Genomic DNA, 20,321 nt, shown 5'->3' with positions numbered 1-20,321 from the left:
TTGCCGCGTTGGTCCCGTCTCCCGTCACTATGACAACAGTCAGGCCATCTCATCCCGGCTTTTTCCCGATTGCCCCCCCTAACAGGCGTTGAGTATGCTCCCCCTTCCCCGCGACGGGGACGCTGGATCTCCAATAGGACTCAGAGCATGGGGCGACGCGGTGGGCTGGCCGTCTACGTGACGAGCCACGGGTTCGGGCACCTGAATCGGACGGTGGCGGTGCTGAACCGGGTGCCCGCCGACGTGGCGGTCGACATCCATTGCCACCCGAATCTGTTCGAGGCCTGGCGCCAGCGGCTGGTCCGCGACGCCGGCCTGCACGAGCACGTCTCGGACTCGGGGGCCGTCAACCCGCCCGGGGATAGCGCGGCTACCGATGGCCCCGCATCCATCGCCGCGGCCCGCTCGATCTATGAGACGTCGATCGGGCGAGTGGATGCCGAGGCCGAGGCGTTGCGGGCCTCGGGCGCGGCGGCCGTGCTCTGCGACGCGCCTCCGCTGCCGCTGGTGGCGGCACGTCGGGCGGGAATTCCGGGATTCCTGCTGGCCAACTTCACCTGGGCCGACATTTATGGGCCTCACGCCCGCAACCTGGGGGGGGACGCCCCCGCGTTCGTGGCCGAGGTGCATCGTGCCTACCAGGATGCCACCGCCCTGTTCCGCGCCGAGCCCGCGCTGCCGATGGAGGACGTAGCTCCGATCATCGAGGTGGGGATGGTCTGCTCGGCTGGCGTCGATCGGGGTGCGGAGCTTCGCGGCTTGTTAAAATTGTCTTCATCCGACAAACTCGTTTACTTCTACGTCGGCCGCTACGGGCAGGCGGACATGGATTGGCACCGGCTGGCCGAGTTTGCGGGGGTCCACTTCGTCGCGTTCCACCCGGCGCCCGGGCACGACCTGCCCAACCTGCATGTCGTCGCCCCGGAGCACTGGACCGGCGCAGACCTGGCGGCGTCCGCCGATGCGATGGTGGTGAAGGCGGGCTACGGCACCGCCTGCGAGGCGATGGCCGCCGGCACCCCGATGATCTACCCGCCGCGCGTCGGGTTCGCCGAGCACGAGGCGCTCGACCGGGCCCTGACCGCATGGGGCGGCGGCGTGCCGACGACCGAGCGGGAGTTCAACGAGTTGCGGCTCGGGCGTGCGCTGGATCGGGCGTTCTCCCTGAAACCGGGGCCGCCCCCCTTCCCGGCCGACGGCGCCGACCGCGTGGCCGGCCATCTGACGGCCGTCTGCCGCGGGGAGACGGATCGATGAGCAAGCTCGAACATCCGAAATTCGTCATCCACCCGGCCATCGACGCCGACCGCCTCGCCGTCCTCCAGGCCGAGGCGCCCGGGGCGATCTGGGTCAACGCGTCCGGCCACGACGAGGCGAGCGCCGCCATGCCGGGGGCCGACGCGGTGCTGGGCAAGGTGACGCCGGAGATGCTCGGACGCGCGGACAGACTCCGATGGGTCCAGTCGTTCACGGCAAGCCTGGAGCACTACATCTTCCCGGAGCTTGTCGCACACCCCTGCACCTTGTCGAACATGCGGGGTCTCTTCGGCGACGTGATCGCCGACCAGGTGATGGGCTACATCCTCTGCTTCGCCCGCAACTTGCATGTTTACATCCGCAACCAGGCCGAATGCAAGTATGAGCCGATCGGCGGCGAGGACGCCCGGGTCAGCTTTGCCGCGGGCCCCGGCACAGTCAACGCCATGGACCGGGCGACGATCTACCTGCCCGATGCGACGCTGGGCATCGTGGGCTATGGCGCGATCGGCCGCGAGATCGCGCGCCGGGCCGCCGCCTTCGGGTTGACCATCCGGGCCGTTGACCGCCACCCCGAACGGATCGGCGATGATCCGCATGTGCAGGGCGTCGAGGGGATGGACGGCCTCCCCGCGCTGCTGGCCTGGAGCGACTTCGCGGTGATCGCGGCGCCTCACACGCCCGAGACCGAGGGCCTGTTCGACGCCGAGACCCTCGCCCACCTGCGGCCGAGCTCCTATCTCATCAACATCGGCCGGGGTGCGATCGTCGTCCTGGATGATCTCGTCTCGGCGTTGAAGGCGGGGCAATTGGCGGGGGCGGCGCTCGACGTCTTCGAGGTCGAGCCACTGCCGAGAAACCACCCGCTCTGGTCGCTGCCGAATGTGATTCTCACGCCGCATACCGCGGGCTACTCCCCGGTCATCGCCGGCCGGCACCTGGCCACCTTGCGCGAGAATGTCCGCCGGTTCGTCGCGGGGGAGCCGCCCGAGAACCTGGTGGACAAGGCCTCCTGGTTTTGACAAACGCCAACGAAGGAGCGGCCCCTCACCGGCCTTGACGGTGGAGCGTACAATGAGGCCGACCGAGCGAGCGATTCGCACCCCCCGAGGGCGAGGCTCGCTCGCATGCTCGCACGACCGATGAACGGGATCTTGGCGCGTGAATCGCCCGGTTTTCGATCGTAGGATCGTGGGATGAGACGAGCATGGTGTTAGACACGACGACCGGGTCAACTGGCCTGGTCCCTTTTTCCTTAGATGGAGCCTCGAACGATGGACGCCAAAGGTGCGAAGCGGCGGCAGCTGGCCCCGCTGGATACTCCGACCGACCTGTCGGCCGACGCGACTCACGACATCTCTGCATCGCTCAATGCCCTGCTGGCCGACTTCTTCGCGCTCTACCTGAAGACGAAGAACTTCCATTGGCACATGTCGGGTTCGCACTTCCGCGACTACCACCTGCTGCTCGACGAGCAAGCCGACCAGATCTTCGCCGCCACCGACCCCCTGGCCGAGCGAGTGCGGAAGCTCGGCGGCACGACCATCCGGTCGATCGGCCACATCAACCGGCTCCAGCGCGTTCTGGACAACGACGCCGACTACGTGACCCCGCTGGACATGCTGGCCGAGCTGCGCGAGGACAACCTCCAGACGGTGGCCCGGATGCGCGAGGCCCACGAGCTTTGCGACGAGCACAAGGACGTGGCGACCGCCAGCCTGCTGGAAGTCTGGATCGACGAGGCCGAGCGCCGCAACTGGTTCCTGTTCGAGGCCTGCCGCCCGGCCGAGTCCGCCGGCCAGCCCTGAAGTTGTTGAACGTCCGACCGACCGGGCGAGACCGGGCCGCGCCCCACCCCGCGGCCTTCCCCCCCTCGCTTGGCTGGCGGCCGGCATCCGTTATGATCCAAGGTGAAACGTGCGGGCTGAACCCGCGATCGCCGACCGAATCACCTCGGAGCTTCGAACGCATGTCCCGACCCAGAGTCGCCGTCTGCCTGTCCGGCTGCGGATATCTTGATGGAGCGGAGATTCAGGAGGCGGTCTTGACGCTGCTGGCGCTCGACCAGGCGGGCGCCGAGGCGGTCTGCTGCGCACCGGATATCGACCAGGCCAAGGTGGTCGACCATCGCTCGGGCGAGCCGGTGGCCCAGCGCCGAAACGTGCTTGCCGAATCGGCCCGGATCGCTCGCGGCAAGATCGTCGGGGTCTCGGAGGTTGACGTCGACTCGATCGACGCGCTGGTGATTCCGGGCGGATTTGGCGCGGCGCTGAACCTGTGCGACTTCGCCGCGGCAGGGCCCGATTGCCGCGTCGACCCCGGCGTCGAGGCGTTCATCAAGGCGGTGCACAAGCAGGGGAAGCCGATCGGCGCCATCTGCATCGCCCCTGCGTTGCTGGGCCGGGTTCTGGGCCGCGCGGGGGTGAACGTCAAGCTCACCATCGGCGACGACACGGGGACGGCGGCGGCGCTGGAGCAAATGGGGGTCACGCACCGCGCGGCCGCCGTCACCGAGGCCGTGACCGACCTTGAACACAAGGTGGCGAGCACTCCGGCTTATATGCTGGGGCAAGGGCCTGCCGAGGTGTTCGAGGGGATCAGGAAGTGCGTCGACTCGGTGCTGGCAATGGTCGCCGTCCCGACCGTATGAACCAAGACAAAGGGCGGCAACCGATGAGATCTGGCAGCAAGGCAGCCCTGGCCGCGTTCGCGTTGATGGGCTTCGTGGGCGTTCGCGCCTGCGCCGCCGATGACCCCTCGATCGTCCGGAACAAGGACGTTGTCTATGCGAGCCCGTCGGGCACGCCCCTGAAGCTCGACGTGGCCCGGCCGCTGGGCGAGGGGCCATTCCCGGCCGTGCTGGCGATCCACGGCGGCGGCTGGCGCGGGGGGTCGAAGGGGGACGTGGCCCCACTGATGGACCAGCTGGTGCATCGCGGCTACGTGGCCGTGTCGCCGCAATATCGGTTCTGCCCCGAGTTCCCGTTCCCGGCCCAGGTGCACGACGTGAAGGCCGCGGTGCGCTGGGTGAAGGCCCATGCAGCCGAGTACCGCATCGACCCCGAACGCGTCGGCGTGGTCGGGTTCTCGGCGGGCGGGCATCTGGCCCTGATGCTGGGATTGACCGATGCCAAGGATGGGTTGGAAGGGGATGCGGAGGCCGGCTCGCCGAGCACCCGCGTGCGGGCGATCGTGAATTACTTCGGGCCGACGGACCTGACGGCGCGGGATCTCCCGATCGTCTCGGGCGTGATGGTCCACGACTTCCTGGGGGGCCTCCCCGTGAAGAAGCCCGAACTCGCCGCGCAGGCCTCTCCGCTCACCTTCCTGACCCGGGACGACCCGCCGATCCTGACCTTCCAGGGGACCAAGGACGAGCTGGTGCCGGCGACTCAGGCGACCAAGCTGCGTGAGGCGATGACGAAGCTGGGCGTCGGCGGCCGGGTTGATATCCTGGAGGGGGCCGGCCACGGCTGGGCCGGCGCCGAGATGGAGCGGACCCTGGCCGAGACCTATGCCTTCTTCGACGAGCACCTCAAACCGAAGCCCGCGCCCAAGCCCGCCCCTTGAACGACGCCCAACGACGCCGGCCCGCCGGGAATGGGGCCGGGACGGCGTCGCCGGGAACCGCCGGACGTCTCGGCCTTGATGTGCGCGTGGAGTTGGTCGCAGTCGCGGAACTGGCCTGAATTCCCGCGGCCGATCCGGCGGCCAGCGAGGTCCGGCCGGTGAAGGTGCCGATCGCCGTGACGCCCTGGCTGGCGAGCATCGCCGTCGAGGTGCCCGTGCCCGAGCGGCCGAACAGGATGGCCGATTGGCCGGCGGTCGAGCCCGAGGTGTACCAGTTGGCGTTCTCGGGGCGATAGACGGCCAGGTCGGCCTTGCGGTCGCCGTCGTAGTCGGCCGGGGCGGGCTGATCGGTGCTGCCGGCGGCCCCCCAGGTGAACGGCGGGGCACCGGCGAGATTCAGGAACCACTGGCCTGAGCCGGGCCGATACACGGCCAGGTCGGCCCGGCCGTCGCCGTCGTAGTCGGCGGGAACCGGGACGTCGGCGCTGCCGGCCTGGCCCCAGACATGGCCGTTGATGAGCACCGATCCCGTGGCGGTTCCCAGGAACCACTGGCCGGTGGACGGCCGATAGGTGGCCAGCTCCAGCTTGCCGTCGCCGCTGTAGTCGGCCGGCACGGGGAGGTCGACGCCGGCGAGGCCGAAGGTGACGACGCGCGGGCCCGTGGCCGATCCGAGGATGAACCACTGCGCGGTGCTGGGGCGGAAGACGGCGATGTCGGCCTTGCCGTCGCCGTCGTAGTCGCCCGGCACGGGGATGTCGCCGGCGCCTGCCTGGCCCCAGACGACCGAGAGCGTGCCCGGGGTGCTGGTCATGGTCCGGATCTGCCAGCGCCCGGTGCTGGGCTGGTAGATGGCCAGGTCGGTCTTGCCGTCGCCGTCGTAGTCGGCCGGAGCCGGGGTGTCGGTCGAGCCGGCCACGCCCCAGGTGTAGACGGCCGTCGATCCGTTGAGGCTGGAGCGGACGAACCAGCGGGCCGTCGAGGGCTGATAGACGGCGCGGTCGGCCTTGTGGTCGCCGTCGTAGTCGCCCGGGATGGGCGTATCCCCCGCAGGCGTGACGGACACCGCGGAGACCTTGGCGCCCCAGCCGACGTTGTCCTGGCCGATGGTCACGACGGTCGACAGCCCGTCGGTCCCCGCGCCCGAGGTCGTCACGTCGTAGATCCCCGACGGGATCGCCAGCGAGTAACCGCCCGAGGCCCAGGTGGTGGCCTGGAACGTCCCGCCGCCGCCGCGACGCGTGGCGGTGATCGTCACGCTGCCCAGCCCTTCGCCGGGGGAGTAGAAATTGTCTCCGTCGGTGTCCTTGTAGAACGTCCCGGTGAGGAAGGGGTTGCCGGTGTGCCAGCCGAACTCCTGGGTGACGAGCACCGGGCCGACGTCGTTGCTGTTGGGCGAGGGTGCGGTCGGGACGGCGCCGGTGAGCAGGCCGACGCCGATCTCGCTGAACCCGATCGTGCCGAAGGTGGTGCCCGACGGGCCGGGGGCGAGCAGGTTGTGCAGGTGACCGTAGTCCGGGTTGCCCCAGTCGATGACGAAGCCGGCGTGGAGGTAGTCCACGTAGTCACGCAGGCGCGTCTTCTGGACGACCTCCGAGTAGGCGAAGATGTTCTCGCCCGTGGACCACGAGAGGTTGTTCACCGGGTAGTACGCCTGGCCGTCGGCCGCCCTGGCCACGGCCGGGTCGGTCAGAAATCCCTGGGGGGCGTGGACCTGGTTGTTCATCGCCAGCATCGCGCCGTTCTGCACGCGGGCGGCGGCGATGAGCCGGGTGTTGAATGCCAGCGGGGGCGACGCGGCGAAGGCCGAGATGACCCGGACGAACTGGTTCATGTCCCAGTTGCGGGTGGCAGACTGGAGCACGGGGTCGGCCCGAACCTGGGCCAGCATCCGCTGGCCTTCGGCGGCCGGGTTGGCGCGCATCCGGTTGATCAGCTCGAGCATGTACTGCTCATCGGCGGTCGGTACGGCCAGGTCGCCGGCCAGCGGCAGGCGCGGCTCCAACTCGGCCAGGGCCGGCCTGAAGCGGCGCCCGGGCTTGCCCTTCGTCCGCAACTTGACGACTGCATCCGGCATCGGTTGATTCCTCAAGAGGTTCGGATCCGTCCGCCTCCAGGCGGCCAATTCTCAGCGGCGGTCTCCTGCCCGGAGCAGCCTCAGGGCGTTGACCGTGACGAGCAGGCTGGTGCCGACATCGGTGATCACGGCCATCCTCAGGCTTGCCATGCCGAAGAGGGCCAGCACAAGAACAATAGCTTTCGTCCCGAGCGAGAGGGCGATATTCTGCCGGATCCGCGCCAGGGTCGCCCGGCCGTGGCGGACGAGCCAGGGCAAGGCGGTCAGGTCGTCGGCCATCAAGACCACGTCGGCGGTCTCCAGGGCCGCGGCGCTGGAGATCCCGCCCATGGCCACGCCCACCCTCGCGGCGGCCAGCGCGGGGGCGTCATTGACGCCGTCGCCGACCATGCCCGTCGGCCCGCGGGTCGCTTCCAGCTCGGCGATCATGTCGGCCTTGGCGCCCGGCAGCAGGCCGGCACGCAGCTCGACCATGCCCAGGAGGGCGGCGATGGCGGCGGCCGTGGCCTGGTTGTCGCCGGTGAGCATCACCGGGACGATCCCCAGGCCTCGCAGCTCGGCCAGGACGGCGGCGGCCTCGGGCCTGGGCTCGTCGGCCAGGGTAATCCACCCCATCGGGCGTCGGCCGTCGGTCAGGGCCACCGACGTGCCGGGGCCGTCGGCAAGCGCCAATCGCTCGTGGAAGCCCGCCTCGCACTGCCCCGACTCATCGATGTAGCGGTGGCTACCCATGTGATATCGCTGCGCGTCGACGCGCCCGGTGGCCCCCAGGCCTGGGACCGCCTGGTACTCGTCGGCCGGTGGGACGTCCAGCCGCAGGTGCCGGGCGTGGCGGGCGATGGCCCGGCCCAGCACATGTCCGCCGCGGTCCCCCAGCGCCGCGGCGATGCGCAGGACGTCGTCGCCGGCGTTACCCTCGGCCGCCACCACGTCGACCACCGCAGGCTCGCCCCGCGTCAACGTCCCCGTCTTGTCGAACGCCAGGACCTTGAGCCGGCCGATCGCCTCCAGAAACTGCCCCCCCTTCACCAGCACGCCGCGCCGGGCAGCCGCCGCCATGGCGCTCACCAGGGCGACCGGCGTGGCGATGACCAGGGCGCACGGGCAGGCGGCCACCAGGACGATGAGGGATCGGCCGAACCAGTCGGCCCAGTCCGGCGTCAGGCCCATGCCCAGCCGGGCGAGCGGCCCGCCCAGCGCCGTGGCCAGCGAGACCCCGACCACGGCCGGCGTATAGACGGCCGCGAACCGCTCGACCGAGCGCTGGACCGGCGCACGGCCCGCCTGCGCGGCGCGGACTCGCTCCATCAGGCGAGTGACCACCGACTCGCCCAGGGGGCCCGAGGCCCGCACTTCCAGGCTCCCTTCGCCGTTGACCGTCCCGGCATAGACCCGGTCGCCGGGCCCGCGGACGATCGGCACGCTCTCGCCGGTCACCGACTTCTGGTCGACGCCCGAGCGCCCCTCGACCACCGTGCCGTCGATCGGCACCCGCTCGCCGGCCCTGACCCGGACGAGGTCGCCGGTGCGCAGGTCGGCCGCCGGCACGATCCGGACCTGGCCCCCTTCGCCCACCAGCTCGGCGGTCTCGGGGGCGACTTCCAGCAGCCTCCGGATCGAGCGCCTGGCGTGCTCCAGGCTCATGGTCTCAAGCAGGTCGGAGAGGCCGAAGAGGAACGCGACCGTCGCGGCCTCGTCCCACTGCCCCAGCCAGGCCGCCCCCGCAACCGCCAGGGCCATCAGGACGTGGATGTCGAGCCGTCGATCGCGCAGGGCCCTGAGCGCTCGCGGCAGCAGGTCCAGCGAGCCGGCCGCCGCCGCCAGGGCGTAGGCCACCCTCGACCAGCTTTCGCGGCCCGACCAGGATGCCGCCATGCCGACCGCCAGCAGCAGGCCCGACGCGACGGTGGCCGCGAGCCGGCCGTTGCGGCCCCACCACGACAGCGTCGGGGCCTCGCCCGACTCGGGCTCGCCGACCGCCTCGGCCGTCATTCCCGCGTGCTCGGCCACCCGGCCCACCAGCGCCGGGGGGCCGGTGGCCGAGGGGTCATACCGCACGGTCATGGTCCCCCTCGGGAGGTCGAAGCCCAGGTCGAAGACCCCGGGAAACCCCTCCAGGGCCCTTCGAAGCTCGGCGGCTTCCACCGGGCAGTCCAGCCCCCGGACCTTGAACGTACAGCGGGTCTGGGCCATCGCGGTCCCCCTCCTCGGCCCCGGTCGGCGCCAACGTCCGCGCCTGTCTCGCCGGGCATCGAGCCTGACCGAAGATTATAGACGAAGCTGCCAGTCGCGTCTTGCCGGCCTTGTCCGGGCCCTTTTCCGGCCGCTAGACTGGAGTGGCCCGCGCGTGCCCGACCTCTTCGAGTACGCTGCGGGCCGGTTCGGATCGCGCCGAGGGATCGCATGACTCGCAGCTTCCTCATCCGCTACGGCCTGGAACGGCGCACGGGCTGGTTCACCGCCGACGAGCCCGGCATGGCCCCCGGCCCCTGCGTCGGCCTGGACGCCGTGATCCGGACCCGACGTGGCCTGGAACTCGGCCGGATCCTCCTCGAATCCAGCCGGCCCGAGGCCGACGACGGCTCGCCACCCCCGACCCCGGGCGGGCCCGGCCGGCTGCTGAGGCTCGCGGGGGCCGAAGACCTGGAGATGGCCGAGACGCTCGACCGCGACCGCGCCGGGCGGTTCGAGGCGTGCCGGGCGGTCCTCGCCGAAGGCGTCTGGCCCATCGAGTTGGTCGACGCCGAGCCCTTGCTCGACGGCAACCGGACCGTGCTCCACTACCTCGGCCCGCACCACCTCGAGGCCGCCGGCCTGCGCGACGCGTTCCTCGTCCGCTGCGGCCTGGACGTCTGGCTCGAGGCCGTCGGCGCCGACGTGAACGCCGAGGATGAACGCGAAGACGACCACCAGCCCGACGACGATTCGCATGGCTGCGGCTCGTGCGGCTCTTCCGGCGGGGGCGGCTGCGGCTCCTCCGGCGGCGAGGGCGGCTGCGGCACGGGCGGGGGCTGCGGCTCCTGCGGCGTCAAGGACCTGATCGCGGCGAAGGCCCGCCCCGCGGGCGTCGGCCGCTGATCCAGGCCCCGCCCCTCTCTTCCTGACCCTCCCATCCCAAATCCATCGCGGCCCGGCGTCCCCCTGACGCCCGGGCCGAATCCGCGTCGACACCCCGATATTGCACATACGGGATTAGGCCGTCATCCCCCGCCTCAGACCGGACGTTCCCCGCCCCACGGAGACGTTCCCGGCTCATCTCCACCGGGCATCCCGCCCTGATCTCGACAATTCCCAAAATAATTCACGACATAAACGTCTACCAACAAAGAACTTAAAACAAACTTCGGATTTCCACCGAAATACTAGGGAGAAAACATCCCGAAAAAGGGATTATCTCTTAAGGACGGGCGATGTGGCCCACTCAAAAACGAAGACTCAAAAGACTCATGCACCTGGAGATGGAATCGATGAACCGCTTCCGCAACCCGAAGTTCGCCCCCGAAGCCCTGGAACGCAAGCTGAGCCCGTCCTCCTACGCTCTCTACCCCGCCGCCAGCTTCCCCGGTACCTCGGCCCAGTTCGCCCCGGCCCCCCAGAGCCTGTCGATGACCGTCAGCGGCACCATCTCCTACGACACTCCGAAGGAACTGCCCCCGCCGCCGCCGTTCGGCCCCGTCCGCTGAGATTGGCCGGATAACCTGAATGCTCGGCCCGATTCTATGAGACGATCGATGAGCCTTGCCGGCTCCAACCCCGCCCGTCCCAGGGGGTCCGGCAGGGCTCTTCATCTTTTCCGGGACGTCTCTGACGCCGCAGGCCGAGTCGGAAACGATTCCGAGGTTCAGCGGGGAGTAGAGGTCAGCATCCGGGCGAGATTCAGGCCTGAGTGCTCGCGAGCCCTGGGGAAGTCGTCATCCGGGTCGACCTCCATTTCGAGAAGGATCTTGGGATTATCGCGTAGTGCCTCATTCAGGTAGCCGGCTACCTGATCGCTAAGCGACGGGTTGAGCTTCGCTGCGACATCCAGACTCCTCGCGACCGAGTAGTTCATCTCGGCCCGCATGGCCTTCCTGATTCCATCCTTGTCGTGCTGGCCCTGCCCCTGAGCTAGGAGAAGGCCATTGCGTGCGTAACGCAAGGCGGCGTACTCGCGACCCTCATTCCCCAGGGTGCGAGCTGCGTAGTCGAAAAGTCGAAGCGAAAGTGGGTCGTAGGCGCAGACCTGTTCGAACTGCGGGTCTTCGATGACGCGGACGAGGGCCTCAGCCGTCCCCGGGTGACGCAGGTTGAACATGCAACCGGCTCTCAACGCGCGGGCGTGTACATGCCTGGGTTGCTCAGCGATGATCTCGTCGAATAAGGCGATCGCCTCGTCGAGCTTGCGAGCTCTGGCCAACTGGTGGGCGTGGTTGACACGCGTGTCAACATCGTCTGGCACAAGGGACAGGATTAGGTCCTTGGCCTGAGCCTGGTCCTTCGCGGAGGGCAGCAGGCCGAACCGACTCTCCGAAGCGAGCAACTGTTGAAGCCGGGCGCGGGCCGCCGGATCGCCGAACCGTGCGCGGCTCAGGAAGCCTTCCATATCGGCTCGTGCGCTTTCGCCTCGCCGCAGCGCAGTGCGTACTAGGAGCCGGGTGACGTAAGCCTCTTTCAGCTCCGGGTCTAGCTTCAGGGCAGCATCCAGGTCTCTTGACGCTTCGGCGTGGTCGCCCATCAGGAAATAGTCGCCGGCGCGCCTGGTGAGAAGGGTGGCATTCTCGGGCCGCAGCTTGATACAGGCTCCGAAGTGCCCGGCTGCCGCACGCGACTCTCCCAGCTTGTGCGAGACGAACCCGGCGCGATAGTGCGCCCAGAAGCCTCCGGTGCGCTGCGTCAGGGCCAGATTGTAGAAAGCCAGGGCCGCACGTGAGTCGGGTCGCACGTCGTCCTCCTCAGCTGCGACGCCGAGGAGATAGTCTTCCAGCCATCCCGGCGGGTCCTCGCCCGAGGGCGGGGCGATCGAGCCCGACTCGCCCGTGAGCCGCCGGCGCTCGGATCGCAGAGCCGTCGATTTTCCGGAGGGGTCAACGGCATCGAGGTAGGCCAGTGCCCGCTGGCGATCATCGGTTCCGCGGCCCTGGCGACGGGTCTGGATCGAGAGGAGCAAGGCTTGCTCATGAAGCCAGCCCTCCAATTCCTCACGCCAGAAGGGTGGCAGTCGGAGAACACTGTCCCGCTGACGCCAATCGCCGGGCGGAAGCACCCGGTAGCTCAAGAGCTGTCGCGTGGCCAGCGCGACGGGATCCACGTCCGAGCCCCAGTCGCCGTACTGAGTCTGACGCTGGAGTCGGATGGCGCCCTGCTCGTGGCGGTCCCAGGTGGCGGCGAGCTGGGCCAGGGCCTGCTCGCGCTGGCTGGCGCGGTAGACCTCTCGCACGGCCACCGCCGAGCCGACCGCCAGGGCCAGGGCGACCGCCAATGACGCCAGGACGGCGCGAGGACGGCGCTTGCGTAGGGCGCGGGTGAGCTTCACGAGCCTGGACTCGCGGGCGTGCGCCGGCGGCAGTCCCAACCTCCAGAGCTCGAGGTCCTCGGCCAGTTGGCTACCTCGGGCGTAGCGGTCCGCGGGGTCGTCGGCCAGGCAGCGGTCCATGATCGAGCGCAGGCCCGCGTCGTAGCCAATCGAGGTCCGGCCCTTCAACGACTCGGCCGCCCGCGCCTCCAGCAGCGCGACGGCCAGGGCGGCGAATCCCCCCTGCCCCGAGACCGAGACGTTCGGCGGCGCCAGCCCGGTCAGCGACTCGCGGAGCACCAGGCCCAGCGCGTACAGGTCGGCCCTGTGAGCGTCGATCGCCGCCTTGGGCCTGGCGATCCCCGACCGCAGGACTTCCGGGGCCATGTAGGCGGGGGTCCCCCGGATCGAGTCGGTCGCCGCGCCCGGCGCGAAGTCGTCGGCCGCGAGGTTGAAGTCGAGCAGCATCGGCGCGCCGTCGGCGGCGATCAGGATGTTCGAGGGCTTCAGGTCGCCGTGCGTCACCCCCCGCCGCTCGGCGTAATCGAGGGCCTCGGCCAGCCGAGCGAAGGCCCAGGCCATGGCCTGGGCGTGCGAGAGACCGGAGATCAGCTCGCGCGCGGGCTGGCCCGCGGTGGATGCCTTGAACTCGGGGGCCGAGACATGGTCCAGGTCGTCCAGCAGGTCGACCCCGCGCCTGGGCCGCACGCCGCGCCGCCGCCGCTCCTCCAGCACCGCCCCCAGCGTCGCCCCGCCCAGGAAGGGCATGACCATGATCTGGAACGCGCCGCCGTCGACCGCCGCGTGCGAGATCACCTCGACGACGTGCGGGTGGCGGACCCGGGCCATCAGGCGATGCTCCGACGTGGCCGCCTCCCCCAGCTTGACGACGACCAGGCGGCTTTCCATGTCCGTCTGCTCGGCGAGGTAGACCCGAGCGAATGCCCCGCTGCCCATCTCCTTGATCAGGAGGAACGGGCCCACCTGGTCGCCCAGGCCGGGCAGGACGGTCGAGCCGACCGGGCCGATCGCGTCGCGCAGCTGCGTCGAGTCGAGGGCCCCATGCAGGCCGAAGAGCCGCTTCAGGCTGGCTGCGTGGCCAGGGAATCGCGCCAGCATGTCGGCCGGATCGGCCTCGACTCCGGCGGCCTCGGCCAGGCAATATTCCTGGTAGATCAGGGCCAGCTGATCGTCGGGCGACGGTTCATGCAGGCGGCTGAGGAACGACTCGGCGGCGGGATTCTCCCCGCGTCCCCAGCTGTCGGCCATCTCTTCGAGCAGCGAGTCGACCGTGTCGACCGCGCGTCCCGTCCTGGGAGGCTGCGCAGGGCGGCGGGCCTTCAGCGGGGGGCCGGCGCTGGCGCCCGCGTCGGGCCTTCGGCGTGACTCCCCCGGGACGGACCTCCGGGCCGAGGGGGCGGGCCGGCCGCCTCGCGTCGCGCGGTCGCGGCGGGGACGGGGGGACATCGTCACTGCGGCTCCTCCAAGCGTTCCCGGAGCGACTCCACGATCCGCCTGACGTATCGCTCGCTCATCTTCATCCGCGCGGCGATCTCTTCGAAGGTCAGGTTCTGGCGCCTCAGCTCGATGACCTCGGCGGCCCGGTCCGTCCGGCCCGCGATCAGGCGGTTGAGCTGGTCGCCCGCCTGCACCACCTGCGACGGGGTCGGCTCGTGGCCGGGCAGGTCCATCGGCCGGTCGCGGCCGTTGCGCCTGACGTAGAGGGGCTGCTCGCGCGCGAGGTCGTACTTGCGCGTCCGGGTGTGCCTGCGGTACTCCTCCATCACCTTGTTGCGCACGACCCCGCCGAGGAATTTGCGCATCTGGTCCTCGTCCTGGAACGACTCGTCGGAGTCGTCCCGCAGGCCGACGAACACGCTGGCCCAGACGGCCTGGGTGAAGTCCAGGCTGTCGAATCGGTTGCGGAGGAGCTTCGGCAGGCGGACCCGCACCATCGTGCGGACGTCGGCCTCGAAGCGGCAGATCAGCTCGCGGGCCGCGGCGTCGTCGCCCCCCCTGGCCCTGGAAATCATCCCGGCGAAGTCTGCGTCGTCCATCGCCGTGCTCCTCGAAGGACCACCCACGCCCCCCGGATCGCGGGGGCCTGTGACGCCCGCATGGGCCACATCGCCCGAGTCCGGACGCAGCCTGACTTTAGCCACCTAGTATAACCGGCGAACACGCCCGATCGAAGGGATTCCGTCCATCATCGTCGTTATGTCGTTATTAATAGCCAAAATAAAGCGAACAAAGACGAACAAAGAGCCGCATTTTAAAATTCCGACAAGTTTTTCAAAAAACCCTGCCGGTTTTTTCCTCGGCGCGCAACTGGTTCGGTTGAAGGGGGTGACGAGTCGGTTACCGGGATGAACCCGGTCGCCCCCCGACGAGCGATGGCGTAGGGACGCATCCGACGACGACGGGCCGAACGGGCCGATCGGAGTCGGAGTCGATCGAGCGGAATGACGGGAGGCACCCGATGATGATGCGACGCAGCACGAACGATTCGACCCAGACGATGGACGTCTACCTCAACGAGATCAAGGGCGACGCCCTGCTGACGGCCGAGGAGGAGAAGCAGCTGGCCGTCGCCATCGCCGAGGGCGACCGCGGGGCACGCTCGAGGATGATCCGGGCCAATCTCAGGCTGGTCGTCAAGATCGCCGGCGACTACCAGAACCGCGGCCTGACCATGGATGACCTCGTCGGCGAGGGGAACATCGGCCTGCTCCGGGCCGTCCAGCAGTTCGACCCCGCCTTCGGCACCCGCTTCAGCACCTATGCCGCCTACTGGATCAAGCAGGCCATCCGCCACGCCCTGGCCAACGCCGCGCCGACGATCCGCCTGCCAGCCCACATGATCGGCCTGCTGACCCGCTGGCGCCGGGCCGAGCGTTCGATGTCCCGCGTCCTGGGCCGCTCCGTCGAGTTCCACGAGGTGGCCGACGAGCTCGGGCTGTCCGACGCCCAGCGGCGGATGGTCGAGAGTGCCATGCGGTCACGCCAGATCCGCCAGGAGACGGCCTCCAACGAGGACGAGGCCTGGACCCCCGAGGAAGCCACCGACTCCTGCGCCCCGCCCGACGCCGCGCTCGAGGCCGACGACGAGAAGCAGGCGATGCGTAGCCGCCTGGCCCAGCTCGACGAGCGCGAGCAGACGATCCTCTCCCTCCGCTTCGGCCTCGACGGCGACGAGCCGCTGACCCTCAAGGAAGTCGGCCGCCGCCTGGGCGTGACCCGCGAGTGGGTCCGCAAGATCGAGGTCCGCGCCGTGGACAAGCTGGGCCGGGCCACCCGGGCCGCCTCCCCTATTCCCGCTCGCCGCTACGCCCTCGCCGCCGTTTGAAGCCGGGCCGACACCGGGCCGCTACCAACGCGGCCCCGGCCCGGCCTACAATGGGCCGGACCGAAGCCCCCGGTCGCCAACCGCCAGGTCCGTCGCTCGCCCGTCGCGAGCCGCAGCGGGGCGAGGAAGCCCCCGACGATGACGTCCCGATCCGCCCGGTGGGGCCGACAGTTCGAGCGATTCGCGCCGGCGCTCGCCGCGGTCATCGCCCTGTCCTGCATCCTCTCCAGCACCGACCTCGACGCCCCTCCACGCTACGACGGGGCCGGCTACGCCGTGCTGGCCACCTCGATCCTGGAAGGCAACGGCTACCGGGCGATCGACCAGCCCGACGCGCCGCAGCACGCCCACTTCCCGCCCGGCTATCCCGCCGCGCTGGCCGCCTCATGGACCTGGTTCGGGCGTTCCGACCGGGTCGCTCACGTCCTGTCGGCGGCATGCACCACCATCGCCGTCTGGTTCCTCGCCCACTGGTTCGCCCGGGTCGAGAGTCCGAGGGTCGCCGCGCCGCTGGCCCTCGCGCTGGCGTTCAACTGGAGCTGGGCGCGCGTCGGCGGGTCGATCCAGTCGGAGCCGCTGTTCCTGCTGCTCACGGCGCTGGCCGTCAACGCTGCTGATCGCCTGGCGCGGACCGACCGGAGGAACCGGTTGGGAACGCTCGGACTGGGAGTCTTGCTGGCGGCTTGCGTGCTAACCCGGCACGTCGGGGCCTGCCTGGTCCTGGCCGTTGTTGTCGACCTGGCCTGGCGCGAGCGTCGCGCGGCGGCGATTGCAGTCGGCGCGACCGCAACCTTGCTGATCTCACCCTGGATTGCCTGGCAGTTGCGTGTGGGGCGAGGTTCGCAGGCGGGGCTGCTGACGGCCGTCGATCTGCCGTCGCTGGTCGCCTCGCAGGCCTTGTTCTACGCCAGGCGCATCCCCGACCACCTGGCCGGGCCGTTCGTCGAGGTCGCCACCGTGTTCGGCCGTTCCCCAGGGCTGGCCGCTTCGGCCACGGCCGGGGCTATCGGGGCGACCGCGCTGGTGCTGTACGGACTGGTCAAGGCGGCTCTGAACCCGAGGAGGCGTCTGGCGGGGCTCATCCCGCTGGCCACCCTGGCCCTTTTGCTGGCCTGGCCGTTCACCGAGGCCGGCCGGTTCCTCGTCCCGCTGGTGCCGTTCCTGCTCGTCGGGGCCGTCGAAGGGCTGAGTCGGGTCGGGCCGATGGGCCGGGCGCGGGCAGCCTGGTTGCTGCTGGCCGCGGCCGTCCCGTATACGGCCTATTCGGCCCTGCCGTCTCGAGTCCAGGCCCGCGAGCGGACCCACGCGGACTTCGACGACGCCTGCCGCTGGCTGGCCGCGCGCGGGAAGAGGCCCGACGCCCTGGTACTGACCCGGCACCCCGGCGAGGTCTTCTGGCAGACTCGGCTCAGGGCACTCGTCCCGCCGGACGACCCGGCGGCCATCGCCCGGCTGACGGAGGAAGGCCGTCAGACCTTCCTGATGGTTGACGACGACAGATTCGCCAATGCCCCGGCCAGCCCGATCGGCCGCTATGTCGAGGCGGCCGGCGGGCGGGTGCGGACGGTGTATGACCGGGGCGTCATCATCTACGAGGTCACTTCTTCGGCCCCTCGAAGGTGAGCTTGCCGTAGTCCTCGTAGCGGTGGTAGTTGCCGACGGTCAGCGGGGCGCTGCTCATCAGGACGGGCTCGGTCCCCTTCGGGCCGTAGTCGTACCGGCAGAGCGCGAACGTCCAGACGGCGCCCGGCTTGGGCTTGCCGCCGGAGATGGCGAAGGCCGACCAGGGGATGAATCCCTCGACCCGCCAGCCTTTGTCCACGTCGCCGGGCTTGTCCAGGGTCCCGTCCACCACGGCCACCGCCTTCAAGCCGGCCGGCGGCAGCTTGACGAGCGCGTCGAAGTCGAACGGTCGGCCCGGGATCGGCAGCTCGAGGATGGCCGAGTGCGGGTTGACCTCGAACTCGTGGTACTCGGGCCGGTCGGTGCGTGCCTTGAAGAAGAGCTCGAAGACGTCGCCGTTCCAGATCTGGTCGTTGTGCTTGGTGCCGTGCGCCGTCAGCTCGGCGTCGGTCATCGTGGCCGCGTAGTAGAGGCCCTTGTCGTCCCAGAGCAGCTTGGCCTTGGTGCCGTCGCCGGTGTTCTTCTTGGCCCAGTAGGCGCTGAACTTGTCGATGACCGCCGCGTCGGCCCAGGCCGGGTCGTCGAGCTTGCCGTCGATCACGGGCGCCACCTTGGCCCAGCGACAGGTCGCCTCCCGGGTCACATTCAAGGGGTCGGCGCCCGCCGCCTGGCCCACCAGCCCCGCCCACACCACCGCGCAACCGAGCCCGATCATGGCATGACCCCCGTCATTCAGTTTGGATCGCTTCGGGATGAAGGGGGGCGCGGGACCGCACCCCCAGGGATGGCAATGGTCGCACAGCGGACCGGGCCGCCGCCACGCTCGACTCGGGTTGACCCCCGGACCCTCGCCGACCACAATCCGCCGCCTGACCACCCCGCCGAGGAGCCTGCACGGATGCAGCCGCGTCGCCCCAGCCCCGAGTCGCTCCTGATCGCCGCCGCCATCTTGGTGCGCGTCGCCTCGGTCTTCGCGCTGGGGAGCTACCTCCTGCCGAGGACCACCTACGAGCACGGCGAGATCGCCGCCAACCTGCTGGCCGGCAAGGGGTTCTCCGTCCGCTACCTGGGCGTCGAGGGGCCCACCTCGCAGCAGGCCCCGGCCTACCCGGTGTTCGTGGCCGGTGCGTATGCCCTGTGCGGTGTCGAGACCCCCGCCTCGCTGCTCCTGATCCAGCTCGTCCAGGCCGCGATCGGCGGGCTGCTCGTCGCCGGGACCATCCGCCTCGGCCGCGAGGTCGCGCCCGGCCGGCCAGGAATCGCCCTGCTGGCGGGGGCCGTCGCCGCGTTCCACCCGACGATCGTCTACGCGACCACGCACGTCCAGATTGCCCTCATGGCGACGACCGCCCTCATCTGGACGTTCGCCTACGCCTACTCCGCGAACAGGACGAACTCCTTACGCAATGCGTCCGCGACGGGGGCCTTGCTCGCCCTGGTCGCCCTGGCCGACCCGATCCTGGCACTGGGCGCCCCCGCGCTGGCCTGGATCATGGGCCTGGACCGCGGCTTCAGGGCCTCGTCCAGGCCGGCCCTGGTGATGGCGACGGTGGCCGCCGCGTGCGTCGCCCCCTGGATCGTGCGCAATGCCCTGGTTCACGGCGAGTTCGTGGCCATCAAGAGCAGCTTCGGCTATGCGTTCTGGCAGGGCAATTGCGCCCTGAGCCACGGGACCGACAAGGTGGTCCGGCCCTCGGTCGAGCGGGCCCTGGCCGCGCCTGCGTCGAGCCTGGGTGCCCTGAACGCGGCGCTCTGGGCGGCCCGGCACGAGGCCGGCTGCATCGACGACATCGCGCTCTCTCCCGCCGACTACGCCTCGATGGCCCGGATGACCGAGCCGGCCAGGTCGCGGTACCTGCTCGGCAAGGCCCTGGATGACCTCCGCGCCGAGCCCGGACGCTACGCCCGGCTCTGCCTGGCTCGCCTCAAGGCGTTCGTCCTCTTCGACGAGACCAACCCCAAGGCCCGCAACCTTGTCTACAGGGCCGGCCACCTTTCGCTGACGATCGCTGCCGCGCTCGGCCTGATCCTGATGCCCGGCGACCTGCGGCGGCGGCTGGCACCGACCCTGCTCGCGGCGGCACTCATCGCCGCCTTCCACACATTGACCATTGTCTCGGCCCGGTTTCACATCCCCATCGAGCCCCTGATGGGGCTCTGGGCGGCCGCCGGCCTGGCCCGCGTCACCGTGGGTCAACCGGCCTTTTTCGCCCGTGTTGCTCAGCCACGGCGGCCGACGACGTCGATCATGTCGGGGTCGTAGGCCTCGCCTTTCCCGTGCCGGGCGGCGAGGTGATCGCCGGCGGCGCGGACACGCTCACGCTCGCGGATGCCCATCTGCTTGGACGCCAAAATTGTCCCGCCGAGGACGCCGGCGAGCGAGACCACCGAGGCCATGATCCAGATTTCCTCGCGATAGCCCTGCGACTCGCAGGCCAGCCAGCCGACGAGCAGCGAGCCCAGCGGCACGAGGATACCGATGCCGGCGCTCAGCTTCTCGGGGCTCAGCTTCGGCTCGTCTCCGGGCAGCGTCCGGCCCAGCTCAAGGGCCCTGATGCGCTCGGCGTGCTCCAGCTCGCGGCGGCGTTGCGACTGCTTCATCACGATGGCCGTGGGCACCACGATGATCGGGATGAAGAGGGCCACGATGGGGATGAGCAGCGGTGCCATCCGGGTCAGGTCGCGGGCCATGTCGGGCGAGAAGGCAAACTGGGCCAGCGGGAGCAGGCCGCCGAGGTCATTGAAGAGATTGGGCAGGCTCATGGGTTCAGGTCCTATCGGGGTTGATGGCCACGGATCGGGCCTGGTGTCGTCGTCGTGGGCTCTGGGCCTGGATGACCCGGGGGTCGGGCGTGGTACGATGCTGCCGCTCGGGGCCGGGCCGCGCGAGGCGCCCTGTCTCCCGACTCAAACTCCATCTCTCTCAACCATAGTGGCCGGGTTGCCGGCGCCCGTCG

At 70.0% G+C, this 20,321-nt stretch carries 16 protein-coding genes; 10 read left to right on the top strand and 6 right to left on the bottom strand.

Features of this window, described 5'->3' with window-relative positions; translation table 11 throughout:
* The first annotated feature begins 147 nt into the window (after positions 1-147).
* The 5 genes from EP7_RS13995 (at position 148) to EP7_RS13975 (ending at position 4,827) form a co-directional block, all read left to right on the top strand.
* Positions 148-1,257 (top strand): hypothetical protein, encoded by a 1,110-nt coding sequence (locus EP7_RS13995; protein ID WP_463521677.1) that lies wholly within the window; start codon positions 148-150, stop codon positions 1,255-1,257.
* Positions 1,254-2,279, top strand: a complete 1,026-nt coding sequence (locus EP7_RS13990; RefSeq protein ID WP_463521675.1) for a D-2-hydroxyacid dehydrogenase — start codon at positions 1,254-1,256, stop codon at positions 2,277-2,279. The genes EP7_RS13995 and EP7_RS13990 overlap by 4 nt, the downstream gene beginning before the upstream one ends.
* Before the next feature lie 252 nt (positions 2,280-2,531).
* Entirely contained in the window at positions 2,532-3,065 is a 534-nt protein-coding gene (locus EP7_RS13985) for a Dps family protein (RefSeq protein ID WP_463521673.1), read from the top strand.
* 161 nt (positions 3,066-3,226) lie between these two features.
* The gene (gene elbB, locus EP7_RS13980) at positions 3,227-3,907 is read left to right on the top strand and encodes an isoprenoid biosynthesis glyoxalase ElbB (RefSeq protein ID WP_463521671.1); all 681 of its coding nucleotides are present in this window, start codon (positions 3,227-3,229) and stop codon (positions 3,905-3,907) included.
* Between the two features lie 23 nt (positions 3,908-3,930).
* Complete coding sequence (locus tag EP7_RS13975; protein ID WP_463521669.1) at positions 3,931-4,827, top strand: alpha/beta fold hydrolase; 897 nt, start codon at positions 3,931-3,933, stop codon at positions 4,825-4,827.
* On the opposite strand, the gene EP7_RS13970 is transcribed toward EP7_RS13975, so the two are convergent.
* Together EP7_RS13970 and EP7_RS13965 are read right to left on the bottom strand one after the other, a co-directional pair.
* Complete coding sequence (locus EP7_RS13970) at positions 4,793-6,904, bottom strand: FG-GAP-like repeat-containing protein (protein WP_463521667.1); 2,112 nt, start codon at positions 6,902-6,904, stop codon at positions 4,793-4,795. The genes EP7_RS13975 and EP7_RS13970 overlap by 35 nt on opposite strands.
* A 51-nt stretch (positions 6,905-6,955) precedes the next feature.
* On the bottom strand, positions 6,956-9,097 hold the full coding sequence (locus tag EP7_RS13965; protein WP_463521665.1) for a heavy metal translocating P-type ATPase: 2,142 nt from the start codon (positions 9,095-9,097) through the stop codon (positions 6,956-6,958).
* 210 nt (positions 9,098-9,307) lie between these two features.
* On the opposite strand from EP7_RS13965, the gene EP7_RS13960 reads away from it, so the two are divergent.
* Positions 9,308-9,982, top strand: a complete 675-nt coding sequence (locus EP7_RS13960; protein ID WP_463521663.1) for a PSP1 C-terminal domain-containing protein — start codon at positions 9,308-9,310, stop codon at positions 9,980-9,982.
* A gap of 389 nt (positions 9,983-10,371) precedes the next feature.
* Positions 10,372-10,587, top strand: a complete 216-nt coding sequence (locus tag EP7_RS13955; RefSeq protein WP_463521661.1) for a hypothetical protein — start codon at positions 10,372-10,374, stop codon at positions 10,585-10,587.
* A gap of 158 nt (positions 10,588-10,745) precedes the next feature.
* Here the strand turns inward: EP7_RS13955 and EP7_RS13950 are convergent, their stop codons facing one another.
* Together EP7_RS13950 and EP7_RS13945 are read right to left on the bottom strand one after the other, a co-directional pair.
* Complete coding sequence (locus tag EP7_RS13950; RefSeq protein WP_463521659.1) at positions 10,746-13,862, bottom strand: protein kinase domain-containing protein; 3,117 nt, start codon at positions 13,860-13,862, stop codon at positions 10,746-10,748.
* A 2-nt stretch (positions 13,863-13,864) separates the two neighbouring features.
* A complete protein-coding gene (locus tag EP7_RS13945; RefSeq protein ID WP_463521657.1) occupies positions 13,865-14,452 on the bottom strand; it encodes an RNA polymerase sigma factor in 588 nt (195 codons plus the stop codon).
* Between the two features lie 425 nt (positions 14,453-14,877).
* On the opposite strand from EP7_RS13945, the gene EP7_RS13940 reads away from it, so the two are divergent.
* Both EP7_RS13940 and EP7_RS13935 read left to right on the top strand, forming a co-directional pair.
* Entirely contained in the window at positions 14,878-15,741 is an 864-nt protein-coding gene (locus EP7_RS13940) for a sigma-70 family RNA polymerase sigma factor (protein ID WP_463521655.1), read from the top strand.
* Between the two features lie 138 nt (positions 15,742-15,879).
* A complete protein-coding gene (locus EP7_RS13935) occupies positions 15,880-17,364 on the top strand; it encodes a glycosyltransferase family 39 protein (RefSeq protein ID WP_463521653.1) in 1,485 nt (494 codons plus the stop codon).
* Here EP7_RS13935 and EP7_RS13930 read toward each other — a convergent pair.
* Complete coding sequence (locus EP7_RS13930) at positions 17,339-18,079, bottom strand: carbohydrate-binding family 9-like protein (RefSeq protein ID WP_463521651.1); 741 nt, start codon at positions 18,077-18,079, stop codon at positions 17,339-17,341. The genes EP7_RS13935 and EP7_RS13930 overlap by 26 nt on opposite strands.
* A gap of 183 nt (positions 18,080-18,262) precedes the next feature.
* Between EP7_RS13930 and EP7_RS13925 the strand changes: the two genes are divergently transcribed.
* Positions 18,263-19,627: a hypothetical protein gene (locus EP7_RS13925; protein ID WP_463521649.1), complete on the top strand. Its 1,365-nt coding sequence runs from the start codon at positions 18,263-18,265 to the stop codon at positions 19,625-19,627.
* Here the strand turns inward: EP7_RS13925 and EP7_RS13920 are convergent.
* Positions 19,585-20,127, bottom strand: coding sequence for a hypothetical protein (locus EP7_RS13920; RefSeq protein WP_463521647.1), 543 nt, complete (start codon positions 20,125-20,127; stop codon positions 19,585-19,587). The two genes, EP7_RS13925 and EP7_RS13920, sit on opposite strands and share 43 nt — an antisense overlap.
* Positions 20,128-20,321 lie beyond the last annotated feature (194 nt).

Source organism: Isosphaeraceae bacterium EP7, from assembly GCA_038400315.1.
Classification (GTDB): Bacteria; Planctomycetota; Planctomycetia; order Isosphaerales; family Isosphaeraceae; genus EP7.
Note: the sequence above shows the minus strand (reverse complement) of the source record. Positions and strands in the feature narration are given on the sequence as shown.